Consider the following 13,023-nt stretch of genomic DNA (forward strand, 5'->3'; position numbering starts at 1 on the left):
CTCCTGCCGGACATCTCCCCGGCGAGGGGGGAGATTGGCTGGCACCGATGACCGTACCATTCTGAGACGTCAGCGATTGGCGGCAGTGTTAATGACTGCGTAATATCCCCCCTTGCGGGGGAGACGTCCGGCAGGACAGAGGGGGCGACGTAGAGCGCCAACATCTCCATTTTATCGTAAAACGCTACCTCCCCCGAACCAACCGCAATTGACGCATCGGCGCTAAGCCGCTAAAGACAACCCAAACGTAAATTTATCCCGCACCGCCCGCCGCTATGAAAACTGCATGGGTCCCGCAAGGATCGAGGCAGCGGTGGCCGTGCCAGCGAAAGCCATTCATGACCCTGCCTTCTACCATCGCTCCGGCGCTGTCCGGCGCTCTTACCGCACGTGGCTATACGGCCCTCACCTCCGTGCAGACCGCCATGCTTGATCCGCAGGCGCGCGACGCCGACCTGCTCGTTTCCGCCCAGACCGGCTCCGGCAAGACCGTGGCCTTCGGCCTCGCCATTGCCCCGACGCTGCTCGACGATGCCGAGCGGTTCGACAATCCGGGCGCGCCGCTGGCGCTCGTCATCGCGCCGACGCGCGAGCTTGCTCTCCAGGTGCGGCGCGAACTCGAATGGCTCTATGCGGATGCGGGTGCGCGCATTGCCTCCTGCGTCGGCGGCATGGACATCCGCACCGAGCGCCGGGCGCTGGAACGCGGCGCGCATATCGTGGTCGGCACGCCGGGGCGCCTGCGCGACCATATCACCCGCGGCGCGTTCGATATGTCGGCGCTTCGAGCCGTGGTACTCGACGAGGCCGACGAGATGCTTGACCTCGGCTTCCGCGAAGATCTCGAATTCATCCTCGGCGAAGCGCCGGACGACCGCCGCACGCTCCTGTTCTCCGCAACGGTGCCCGCGCCCATCGCCCAGCTCGCCAAGCGTTTCCAGCGCGATGCCCTGCGTATTTCCGCGACGAGCGAGAAGGAGCAACATGGCGACATCAGCTATCAGGCGATGCTGGTGGAGCCGCGCGAGCGCGAGAACGCGATCATCAACACGCTGCTGTTCTTCGAGGCGCAGAACACCATCATCTTCTGCTCGACGCGCGAGGCGGTGAAGCATCTGACCAGCCGCCTCACCAATCGCGGCTTTGCCGTGGTGGCGCTTTCGGGCGAACTCTCCCAGGCCGAGCGCACCAATGCGCTGCAATCGATGCGCGACGGGCGCGCGCGGGTCTGCGTGGCGACCGATGTGGCGGCGCGCGGCATCGACCTGCCGAACCTCGATCTCGTCATCCATGCCGACCTGCCGACCAATCCCGAAACGCTGCTCCACCGCAGCGGGCGCACGGGGCGCGCCGGGCGCAAGGGCACCTGCGTGCTGGTGGTGCCGTTCTCGCGCCGGCGCGCCGCGGAACGGCTGTTGCAGATGGCGAAGCTCAAGGCCGTTTCGGTGAGCGCACCCGGCATCTCCGCCATTCAGGAGAAGGTGAAGGAACGCATCCTCAACGACCCCACTTTGTCGGAAGCGGCGGATGAGGATATGCTCGATCTCGTCCGCGAGCTTCAGTCGCTCTACTCCCCCGAACAGATCGCCGCGGCTTATTTGCGCCGTGAGCTTGCCTCGCGCCCGGCCCCGGAAGAAATCTCCGACGTGCCCGTGCGTCCGCTCGGGCAGGACCGCAAGACCGGCGAGCGTACCGGCAAGTACGAACAGCGTACCGGCGGGTACGATCGCGAAGGGCGCGGCGAACGGGAAGAGCGCCCGGCAAAATTCATGGATGATGGCGTGTGGTTCTCGCTGTCGCTCGGACGCAAGCAGCGCGCCGATCCGCGCTGGCTCCTGCCCATGATCTGCAAGGCAGGCGACGTGACCAAGCGCGATGTCGGCTCGATCCAGATATTGGAAACGGAAACCCGCTTCGAAATCGCCAGAGCGAAGGCCGGGGATTATCTCGCCACGCTGCGCGAGCGTGGTACGGGCGAGAAGGGCGTCGCTATTCGTCCGGTCGATGGAGGAACGCCCGCTCCGCACTCACGGAAAGAACGCCCCGCACCAAAGGCGAAAAGCTGGCAGAAAAGGGATGGCGCGGAGAAAGCCTATCACGGCGACAGACCGGCAAAGGCGAAGAAGAAGTTCCGCGCCTGAGTTGATATCCGCTGCGGCGACGGCAGCGTTGAGGCATGGATTCCTGTGACAAGCACAGGAATGACGGCAGGTTGGTATCGCGGCGAACCTTCGGCGTTTCCGTCATGCAGGACGGTTCTTATCGGAGCGGAAGCATATCCACCTCGTCATTCCTGTGCTTGTCACAGGAATCCATGCCTCTACATTCTCACCGCCGCGACGGTGTAGAACAAATTCCCGATAACCTTTTGCTAACGCTGATTTCCGGGTTCTCCGGCATCTTTCGATGCAATTGTGACAATTAATTCTATTTTTAAAAACTTGGGCAAAGCTGCAATCCATAGGGGAAACCCGTCGCGCGGGGAAACGCGACGGGGGCATATCAGGGCCGCATGATCTTGACCGAAAAGTCTGCAACTTTTTGCTGACGCTGACCTTCGGTTCGGGATCATGCTTTATGGGGGTTGCGGGCAATGTTTTTTCTCAAGGCATCCAACAAATACAGGCTGCGCGAACTTGAGCGCGCCTATCTGATTGCGGGGCTGGCGCTGGGGGCGGGGCTCGCCGGTGCCGGTTTCGTTCTCGATACGCGCTACAGGCTGCTGGTCGGGCTTTCCGGCGATGCGTGGACGACGTTCACCGGAACGATCATGCATTTTCTCATGCTGTTCCTGCCTTTCATCATGGCGGGGCTGTTCCGCCAATTCGGGCGCAGCCAGCAGCTTTATCTCGACCAGATGCGCCGGTTCGAGCAGGCGGAGGAGCTGACGCGCAAGCAGGCGCATAGCGATACGCTGACCGGCCTTTTCAACCGCACCTATCTTGCAAAGGTGATGGAGGAAGGGCTTTCGACACGGCAATGGGAAGCGCGCCGCGCCCATGCCTATCTGCTCGATCTCGACGATTTCAAGCATATCAACGACACGATGGGGCATGTGGCGGGCGACCATGTGCTCATGGCCATCGCCGGACGCCTCAAGGAAACGGCGAAGCCCGGCGATGTCGTGGTGCGGCTCGGCGGCGACGAGTTTCTGGTCGTGCATTTCCTGGAAGCGGACGAAGAGGCCAGCGCTTTTGCGGAGCGGCTGATCGCGGCAGTGGTGCAGCCGATCCCGTTCGGCGACGCGGAAATCATTCCGAACACCAGCATCGGCATTGCCCGCATCGGCCATGACGGGCGGACGCGCTCTGATATCCTGCGCTGCGCCGATCTTGCGCTCTACGAGGCGAAGGGCGAGCCCACCAGCACCTACCGCTTCTACAGCGCGGAACTTAAACTGGTGCGTGACCATGAGGCGGCGCTCGAGGCTGAAATGCGCCTTGGCATAGCGCGGGGCGAATTCCATGTCTATTACCAGCCGATCTATTCCGTCTCAACCGGGCAGTTGCGCAGCTTCGAAGCGCTGCTGCGCTGGAAGCATCCGGAACGCGGCATGGTTTCGCCCGTCGAGTTCATCCCCATCGCCGAGCGCTCGGGCATGATCATTCCCATCGGCCAACAGGTATTGCGCGATGCCTGCCGCGCCGCTGCTTCGTGGCCGGCTCCAATCGGGGTGTCGGTCAATCTGTCGGTGGTGCAGTTCAAGGATAGCGGGCTGGTTTCCAAGATCGAAGAGGCCTTGCGCGAGAGCGACCTTGCACCCGACCGGCTCGATCTCGAAATCACCGAGAGCCTGCTGCTGGAACCAAGCCCACGTGTCATCAGTGCCATCGAGCGGGTGCGCGCGCTCGGCATTCATCTCACCATGGACGATTTCGGCACCGGCTTCTCCAGCCTCAACAATCTGCGCCGCTTCCGCTTCGACCGGCTGAAAATCGACCGCTCCTTCACCCGCGACCTCGACAGCAGCGACAGCGCCGAGATCATCCGCTCGATGATCAGCCTCTCCAAGGCGCTGCGCATGGAAGCGACGCTGGAGGGCGTGGAGACCGAAACGCAACTCGCCTTCGCCCGCAACGAGGGCGCGACCGAAGTGCAGGGCTTCTATTACGCCAAGCCGATGACTGTGGAGGATGTCGCGGTTCTCCTCAGCGAACAGCGGGGCGTCAGGGCGGCGTAGAAGCGGAGCCTTTCACCAAAGCTTCATGCCGATGTCACCCAGCCGACATCGAGGCGCTCTATCGGGACAGGACCCATCAACGTCCATGCAGGATCTGTCCCATGAAAGCTCTGCTTCTATCGACGACCGCGATTCTCATCGCGATTGCCCCTAATCCGGCTTTCTCCGATGAGACGAAATTTCCCGCCACGCTGAAGGCGCAGGCCGTTCTGCCGGCGAATTCGGTCATCAAGGCGCCGGAGGATGCGCCGGAGCATCTGCAGACATCGGGCAAGTTCACCACGCCGGACCGCCACCGCGCCACGGGGCTCGGCACGGTTCCAGGCAAGGATGAAAACCGCCCGACCGGGATTTCGGTGCCGCTCGACGGCCAGCCGCTGCAGGGCTTCTCGGGCATCAAGGCGATGGGCGACGGCACCTTCTGGACGCTGTCGGACAATGGCTTCGGCAACAAGCTGAACTCGCCCGATGCGATGCTCATGCTGCATCATGTCAAGTTCGACTGGGACCAGGGCAAGGTCGAGCGGATGGAGACGATCTTCCTCTCCGACCCCGACAAAAAGGTGCCCTTCCCCATCGTGCTCGAAGGGGCGGAGAAGCGTTACCTGACCGGCTCTGATTTCGACGTCGAATCGATCCAGCCCGTGGATGACGGCTTCTGGCTGGGCGAAGAGTTCGGCCCCTTCCTCGTCCATGTAGACAAGACCGGCAAGGTGACGGATGTGGTGGAAACATCTATCGATGGCGAGCCGGTTCGCTCGCCCGATTATCCCGCCTTCACGCTGCCCGCCAATCCGACGCTCAAGAACCCTGCCATCAACCTCAAGCGCTCCGGCGGCTTCGAGGGCATGGCGCGGTCGAAGGACGGCTCGAAGCTTTACGCCCTCTTGGAAGGCCCGCGCTATCTGGCCGACGGCTCGGTGGAAAAGGCCGGCGACAATCCGGCGCTGCGCATCATCGAGTTCGACATTGCCGGCAAGAAGTGGACGGGCCGCAGCTGGCTTTATCCCTTGAGCGCGGGCGGCGCGGCGATCGGCGATTTCAACATGATCGACGGCACCACCGGCCTCATCATCGAGCGCGACAATGGCGCGGGCACGGCGGCGAAGGCCTGTGCCGACCCGAAGAACCCGCAGCCGGATTGCTTCTCGACGCCCGCCAAGTTCAAGCGCATCTACAAGATCGAGATGACCGACGCGAATGCGGGCGGTCCTGTCCGCAAGATCGGCTATATCGACCTGATGGATGTCAAAGACCCCGACAACAAGGCGCGCCAGGGCAGCGAGAACGGCACTTATACAATGCCCTTCGTCACCATCGAGAATGTCGATGTGGTGGATGAGAACCATATCGTTGTCGGCAACGACAACAACCTGCCCTTCTCCGCCGGCCGCCAGATCGACAAGGCCGACGACAATGAGTTCGTGCTGCTGGAAGTGGGAGATTTCCTGAAGGCGAAGTAATTGCGCTTTGTTCCCGTTTTCCCGTTAACGGACGCCGTAACGTCCCTTTAAACCGCCGCAATTACCCTGCAACGCATGGGTCATTGCGACGGAAACGGAACGGACGGATTGTAAGACGGCATGGCTTCGGGTGGCGAGAGGGACAAACGGATCGAACCTTCGTTCGGGGATGAGCCCGGCGAGCGGGATGATGATTTGCGCGTGGATGACGAGGATCGCGCCTCGCGCGCGCCGCGCCGCAAGGCTTCGCGCAAAACCTCCTCGAAAGGCAGCCGCAAGAAATCGGGCCGCGGCGAACGCCGCGGTTTTTTCGGCCTTGTCCGCCGCATGGTCTACTGGTCGCTGGTCATGGGGCTGTGGGGCGGCATCGCGCTGGCCGGTGTCGTCGTCTATTTCGCGGCCAAAATGCCGCCGACGACCGACTGGGCCATTCCCGACCGGCCTCCTAACGTCAAGATCGTCGACGTCAACGGCAATCTCATCGCCAATCGCGGCACCACGGGCGGCGAGGCGGTCGGCCTTCACGACATGTCGCCCTATATCCCGCAGGCAGTCATTGCCATCGAGGACCGGCGCTTCTATTCGCATTTCGGCATCGATCCCATCGGCCTCGCGCGTGCCATCGTCACCAACATTTTGAGCGGCCGCACCGTGCAGGGCGGCTCGACCATCACGCAGCAGCTGGCCAAAAATTTGTTCTTGACCCCCGAGCGCACCATCGAGCGCAAGGTGCAGGAGGTGATGCTGGCGCTGTGGCTGGAGCATAAATATTCCAAGGACCAGATCCTGGAGATGTATCTCAACCGCGTCTATCTCGGCTCCGGCTCCTATGGCGTCGATGCCGCCTCGCGGCGCTATTTCGACAAGTCGGCGCGGGACGTGAACCTGATGGAAGCGGCGACGCTGGCGGGGCTCCTGAAAGCGCCCTCACGCCTTTCGCCCGCGCGCGACCCGGAAGCCGCGTCCGAACGGGCGAAGCTGGTGCTGAACGCCATGCGCGAGCAGGGCATGATCAAGGAAACCCAGCTTGCCGAAGCGATGAGCGAGCCGGCCACCCGCGCCGCCGCCTATTGGTCGGGCTCGGAGAATTATGTCGCCGACCGGGTGATGGAGGAGCTTCCCGGGCTGATCGGCGAGACGAAGAACGACGTGACCGTCGAGACCACCGTCGATCTGCATCTTCAGAAAATCGGCGAAGAGGCGATCCGCGACCTTATCTCCGCCAATGGCAAAAAGATGGGCGTCAGCCAGGGCGCGCTCGTTTCCATCGACGGCACGGGCGCGGTGCGCGCCATGGTCGGCGGCTATGACTATGCCAACAGCCAGTTCGACCGCGCCACGGAGGCCAAGCGCCAGCCGGGTTCCACCTTCAAGCCTTTCGTCTATCTCGCCGCGCTCGAACAGGGTCGCACGCCGGATTCGGTACGCAACGACGCGCCGGTCAAGATCGGCAACTGGACACCCGGCAATTACAACGGCAAATATTTCGGCCCGGTGACGCTCGCGACCGCGCTGTCGCATTCGCTCAATTCCGTTGCCGCGCAGCTCGTCATGGAAGTGGGGCCGAAAACGGTGGTGGACACCGCCCACCGGCTCGGCATCCAGTCGAAGCTTACGCCCAACGCCTCGCTCGCGCTCGGCACGTCGGAGGTGACTCTGCTCGAACTGACCGACGCTTTCACGCCCTTCGCCAATGGCGGCTACAAGGCGCCGGTGCATCTCATCACCAAGGTGACCGATTCCAGCGGTAAGGTGCTCTACGAGAACAAGCAGGGCGCTATGCAGCAGGTCATTTCCCCGCGCAATGTCGGCATGATGAACGCCATGCTGCGCCGGACCGTGGAAGACGGCACGGCGAAGAGCGGCAATTTCGGCTGGCCGGCGGCGGGCAAAACCGGCACCAGCCAGAATTTCCGCGACGCCTGGTTCATCGGCTATACGGCTAATCTTACGACCGGCGTATGGTTCGGCAATGATGACGGCAAGCCGATGAAGCATGTCAGCGGCGGCTCGCTCCCGGTCAAAGCCTGGAAGGAATTCATGGTGGCCGCGCATAAGGGCGTTCCCGTCGCCGATCTGCCCGGCAATTACCAGATCGAGAATGTGCTGCCCGGCGGCAGCGACGAACTGCCCGATTCCAACGCGCCATCGCCCTATGATGCAAACGCGCCGATGCCCGTCGCAAGTGAGGACGAGGGCTATTGGCCTCCCGCGCCAAGCGCGCCCCGGAACGGCGGCGTACCCGGCATGATCGACAGCGCGCCCGTCGCCGCGCGCGGGCCCATTCCGCCAGCCGATGTCGGCGGCGGCCCGCAGCCCGCCCATGGCAAGCCCACGACCCTGCTCGACCTCATCATGGGGAACGCGCAGTAAGCGTGTGACAGCGCGTGGTGAGAAAAGAAAACTTGCTCACCACCGCTAATCAATGGCCTCGAAATCTTGAGTGGAATGGTCTATGAAAAAGCCCTCAACAAAGGTGCCTTTCATGACCGACACCAGAAAAACGCTTGTGCTGACCGGAGCGAGCCGCGGTATCGGACACGCGACCGTAAAGCGCTTCTCGCGCGCGGGCTGGCGCGTCATCACCTGCTCGCGGCAGGATTTTTCCGAGAATTGCCCTTGGCCTGCCGGGCCGGAGGATCATATCCGAATCGACCTTGCCGACGCGGAGGATATAGGCCGTGGCATCGCTGAAATCCGCCGCCGGCTCGAGGCGGATGGCGGCCAGTTGCATGCGCTCGTCAACAATGCCGGCATCTCGCCCAAGGCGGAAGGCGGAAGGCGCATGAATTCCCTGGAGACGCCGATGCAGGTGTGGCGCGACGTGTTTCAGGTGAATTTCTTCGCGCCGATCATGCTCGCGCGCGGCCTCTTCAAAGAACTGGAAGCAGCCAAGGGCTCGGTCGTCAACGTCACCTCCATCGCCGGAAGCCGGGTGCATCCCTTCGCCGGGACCGCCTATGCAACCTCGAAGGCGGCGCTTGCGGCGCTGACGCGCGAGATGGCCTCGGATTTCGGCCCGCACGGCATTCGCGTCAACGCCATAGCGCCGGGCGAGATCGAAACGTCCATTCTTTCCCCCGGCACGGAAAAGCTTGTCGAGCAGATGCCGCTGCGCCGTCTGGGACAGACTTCGGAAGTGGCCGAGACGATCTATTTCCTCTGCACGGAAGCCTCGTCCTATGTCACCGGCTCGGAAATCCACATCAATGGCGGCCAGCATGTGTGAGGTTGAAAGAGCAGCAGAAACGGGATAGCGCTTCAGGGGTTCAATCGATTAGAAAAGTGGAGGAGGTCCGCATGATCATTTCCTGCGGCGAAGCGCTGATCGACATGCTGCCACGCGAGACCGTCGGGGGCGAACCGGCTTTTGCCCCTTATGCGGGCGGCTCGGTGTTCAACACCGCCATCGCCATCGGCAGGCTTGGCGCGCCGGCTGGTTTCTTCTGTGGCCTGTCCTCGGATTTCCTCGGCGATATCCTGCGCGACACGCTGAAGCGTTCGAATGTCGATACGTCCTTCTGCGTCACCTCCGACCGCCCGACGACGCTGGCCTTCGTGCGCCTCGTCAACGGCCAGGCAAGCTATGCCTTCTATGACGAGAACACGGCGGGCCGCATGCTGAGCGAGGCGGATCTGCCATCGCTCGATTCGCGTGTGACGGCGCTGCATTTCGGCGCGATCAGCCTTATTCCCGAGCCCTGCGGCACGGCCTATGAAACGCTGATGGCGCGCGAGGCTGAACGTCGGGTGATCATGCTCGATCCGAACATCCGCCCCGGCTTCATCACCGACCGCGAAAAGCATCTGGCCCGGATGCGCCGCATGATCGCCATGGCCGATATCGTCAAGCTGTCGGACGAGGATATCGCCTGGTTCGGCGAAGGCGACGACCATGACGCCATCGCCGCCGATTGGCTCAAGCGCGGGCCGAAGCTCATCATCATCACGCGCGGCGCGGCGGGCGCGGACGCCTATACGGCGCGCGGCAAGATCAGCGTTCCCGGCGTCAAGGTGACGGTGGCCGATACGGTCGGCGCGGGCGATACGGTCAATGCCGGGGTGCTGGTGAGCCTTTACCGGCAGGGGCTGCTCACCAAGGACGCGGTCGCCAATCTGACGGAAGACCAAGTCCACGCCGCCGTGGCGCTGGGCGTGCGCGCCGCGGCGGTGACGGTTTCCCGGGCGGGGGCAAACCCGCCGTGGGAAAGCGAGATGGTGGATTAAGGCTCTAAAAATTCAGCCGCTGGCGGGACAGCACCCCCTCTGCCCTGCCGGGCATCTCCCCCACAAGGGGGGAGATTACGCCTTCATCAACGTTCGGCACCAACCGCGAACCTCGCAGAATGAGGGAAGAGCGTTGTGTCAGCCAATCTCCCCCCTTGAGGGGGAGATGCCCGGCAGGGCAGAGGGGGGTGTTTGGCGACTTCGTCAACGCGGGGCCTAATTGCCTACCCTATCCCCCCGCAACGCCGGATACAGCGCCCGATAGCGCTCATATGCTTCATCGAAGGCGCCGCGCAGATGTGCCTCCGGCTCGATGGTTTCCGCGATAGCGGGCAAGGTGCAGACCGCCCACGGATCGGCTTTTTCCGCCGCGATGAGGCCCAGCCGCGCTGCGCCGAACGCGCCGCCGAAATCGCCGTCGCCGGGAACATCGACGGGAATGCCGAGCGCGGTCGCAATCGCCTTCAGCCAATAATCGGAGCGCGAGCCGCCGCCGACCGCCGTTACCCGGTCGAGCTTCGTGCCGGCAGCGGCGAGCGCCTCGAGGCAATCGCGGAAGGCGAAGGAAACGCCTTCGACGACCGCCTGCGTCAGCGTGGCGCGATCGCTTTCGCGGCCAAGACCGACAAAAGCGCCGCGAATGGCGGCGTCGTTATAAGGCGTGCGCTCGCCCGAGAGGTAAGGCAGGAAGGTAACGCCGGATGGCGCTTTCAGCTCATCGCCCAGTTCCGCCGTAAGATTGGCAGGCGTGCTGCAGGCAATGCTGGCATACCAGTTGAGCGCGTCGGTGGCCGAGAGGACGACACCCATCTGGTGCCATGTGTCCGGCAGGGCGTGGCAGAAGGTGTGGACCGCGCTTGCCGGGTTGGGAAGATAAGCGCCGTTGGCCGCGAAGAGCACGCCCGAGGTGCCGAGAGAGACGAAGGCATGGCCGGGCGAGACGACGCCCATGCCGCAGGCCGACGCGGCATTGTCGCCGCCGCCGCCCGCCACAACCGGCGTGCCTTCGATACCCCAGCGGCGGGCGAGTTCCGGCTTCAGGACGGCGGAAACTTCCGTGCCCTCGACCAGCGAGGGCATGTGGCTTTCGTCCATGTCCGTTGCAGCAAGCAGTTCCGGCGACCAGCGGCGCTTGCCCACATCGAGCCAGGCGGTGCCTGATGAGTCCGACATATCGGAGACATATTCTCCGGTGAGCCAGAAGCGCAGGTAATCCTTGGGCAGCAGCACCTTCGCCACCTGGGCAAAGATTTCCGGCTCGTTGTTCTTCACCCACAGAAGCTTCGGCGCGGTGAAGCCGGGGAAAACGATGTTGCCAGTCATCTCGCGGAAGCGCGGATCGGCATCGAGCCGGGCTGCTTCCTGATAGGACCGGGTATCGTTCCACAACATGCAGGGACGCAGCACCTTGCCTTCGCCATCCAGCAGCGTCGCGCCATGCATCTGGCCGGAAAGACCGATGCCGCGCACAGCCGCAAGCCTTGCCGGAAAGGTGGATCTGAGGACGCCCATCACGGTTTCCAGCGCGTCGACCCAGTGCGCCGGGTTCTGCTCGGACCAGCCCGAATGGGGCCGCGAAACGGTGAGGGCAGCGGAAGCGGAAGCGGTGATCCGTTGATGATCGTCGATCAGCAGCGCCTTGATGCCTGATGTGCCAAGATCAATTCCGAGATACATGAAGTGCCATCCTCCTTGGCCAACATATCTTCCTGATTGCACAATTTTGGAGCGAGCGAAAGCGCGCCGGCGCCCTTCCGGCTTCACTTCTCAATTCAGACTTTTACGAGATGCTCCGCGCGGTCCTCATTGCCGAAAATCTTGAGATAGCGCTCCACTTCCCTGGGGTCGCCGGTGGCCTTGCGCGGGTTGTCGGAGAGCTTCACCGCCGGGTGGCCATTGGCCTCGCTGACCTTGCAGACGAGCGAAATCGCGTTGAGACCGCTGATATTGGTCGGCGCGCAGCCGGCAAAATCATTGGTGAGGTTGGTGCCCCAGCCGAAGCTCATCCGCACCCGGTCGTGGAAATGATGGTAGGTCTCCTCGATTGTATCGACATCGAGCGCGTCGGAGAAAATGAGCAGCTTGTCGCGCGGGTTCTTTCCCTTCTCCTCCCACCAGCGGATGATGCGCTCGCCCCCCTCGATGGGCGGGGCACTGTCTGGACGGAAGCCGGTCCAGTCCGCCACCCAGTCCGGCGCGTCGCGCAGGAAGGCGGCGGTGCCGAAGGCATCGGGCAGCACGATCAAGAGATTGCCGTCATAATAGCGCTCCCAATCCTTGAGCACGCGATAGGGCGCGCCGCGCAGCTCCTTATCGTTGCGCGAGATGGCGGCGAGCACCATAGGGAGCTCATGAGCATTGGTGCCGAGGGCTTCCAGATCGGTATCCATGGCGAGCAGCACATTGCTCGTGCCGGTGAAGGCGTCGCCGATGCCTTCCTTCAGCGCCTCGACGCACCAGCGCTGCCAGAGGAAGGAGTGACGGCGGCGGGTGCCGAAATCGGAGATTCTAAGATCGCGCAGCCGCCGCAACCGCTCGACCTTGCTCCACATCTTGGCCTTAGCGCGGGCATAGAGCACATCGAGCGCGAAGGGGCCGAGCGATTTCATCGCCGCGCGCGAGCGCAGTTCGTTGATGATGGCGAGGGCCGGGATCTCCCACATGGTGGTGTGCATCCACGGCCCATGGAAGTTCAGCTCGAACTGGCCGTCGCGGCGAACGAGCTCGTAATCCGGCAACTGGAAATTGGCGAGCCAGGCGAGGAACTCCGGCGAGAATATCTGCTTGCGGCCATAGAAAGTGTTACCCGCCAGCCAGATCATCTCCTTCTTGGTGAAGCGCAGCGTGCGGGCATGATCGAGCTGCGCGCGCAGTTCCGCCTCGTCGATCTCGTCGGCAAGGCGCACGGTGGTGGTGCGGTTGATGAGCGTGAACGTCGCCTCCACCTTCGGGTAGAGGCCCCAGATCATCTGCAGCATCAGCAGCTTGTAAAAATCCGTATCCAGCAGGCTGCGGATAATCGGATCGAGCTTCCATGTGTGATTGTAGACGCGCTGCGCGATGTCGGTTCTGGTCATCGGGCTCTCCGAGAGGGGAGTAAGGGAACAAGCGATAGGGGAGTAAGGATAACTGGATTCCCTTACTCCCCTATTT

Annotated in this window: 8 protein-coding genes; 6 read left to right on the forward strand and 2 right to left on the reverse strand. The window is 63.0% G+C overall.

All coding sequences use genetic code 11. The annotated features are described in order from the left end of the window. The first annotated feature begins 338 nt into the window (after nt 1-338). From ACOWVG_RS04385 to ACOWVG_RS04410, 6 genes are all read left to right on the forward strand, one after another. Nucleotides 339-2,141: a DEAD/DEAH box helicase gene (locus ACOWVG_RS04385; RefSeq protein WP_420960289.1), complete on the forward strand. Its 1,803-nt coding sequence runs from the start codon at nt 339-341 to the stop codon at nt 2,139-2,141. A 452-nt stretch (nt 2,142-2,593) separates the two neighbouring features. Continuing rightward, entirely contained in the window at nt 2,594-4,180 is a 1,587-nt protein-coding gene (locus ACOWVG_RS04390; RefSeq protein ID WP_420960290.1) for a putative bifunctional diguanylate cyclase/phosphodiesterase, read from the forward strand. A 101-nt stretch (nt 4,181-4,281) separates the two neighbouring features. Continuing rightward, entirely contained in the window at nt 4,282-5,643 is a 1,362-nt protein-coding gene (locus ACOWVG_RS04395; RefSeq protein ID WP_420960291.1) for an esterase-like activity of phytase family protein, read from the forward strand. A gap of 120 nt (nt 5,644-5,763) precedes the next feature. Continuing rightward, nucleotides 5,764-8,016 (forward strand): PBP1A family penicillin-binding protein, encoded by a 2,253-nt coding sequence (locus tag ACOWVG_RS04400; protein ID WP_420960292.1) that lies wholly within the window; start codon nt 5,764-5,766, stop codon nt 8,014-8,016. 82 nt (nt 8,017-8,098) lie between these two features. Beyond that, complete coding sequence (locus ACOWVG_RS04405; protein ID WP_420960293.1) at nt 8,099-8,872, forward strand: SDR family NAD(P)-dependent oxidoreductase; 774 nt, start codon at nt 8,099-8,101, stop codon at nt 8,870-8,872. Nucleotides 8,873-8,943: 71 nt separating this feature from the next. After that, complete coding sequence (locus ACOWVG_RS04410) at nt 8,944-9,870, forward strand: carbohydrate kinase family protein (RefSeq protein ID WP_420960294.1); 927 nt, start codon at nt 8,944-8,946, stop codon at nt 9,868-9,870. A gap of 216 nt (nt 9,871-10,086) precedes the next feature. Here the strand turns inward: ACOWVG_RS04410 and xylB are convergent, their stop codons facing one another. Next, complete coding sequence (xylB, locus tag ACOWVG_RS04415; RefSeq protein ID WP_420960295.1) at nt 10,087-11,547, reverse strand: xylulokinase; 1,461 nt, start codon at nt 11,545-11,547, stop codon at nt 10,087-10,089. A 95-nt stretch (nt 11,548-11,642) separates the two neighbouring features. Beyond that, nucleotides 11,643-12,947, reverse strand: coding sequence for a nicotinate phosphoribosyltransferase (gene pncB, locus ACOWVG_RS04420; RefSeq protein ID WP_420960296.1), 1,305 nt, complete (start codon nt 12,945-12,947; stop codon nt 11,643-11,645). Between the last annotated feature and the right edge of the window lie 76 nt (nt 12,948-13,023).

It is taken from the genome of Brucella sp. IR073 (genome assembly GCF_049065735.1).
Lineage (GTDB): Bacteria > Pseudomonadota > Alphaproteobacteria > Rhizobiales > Rhizobiaceae > Paramesorhizobium.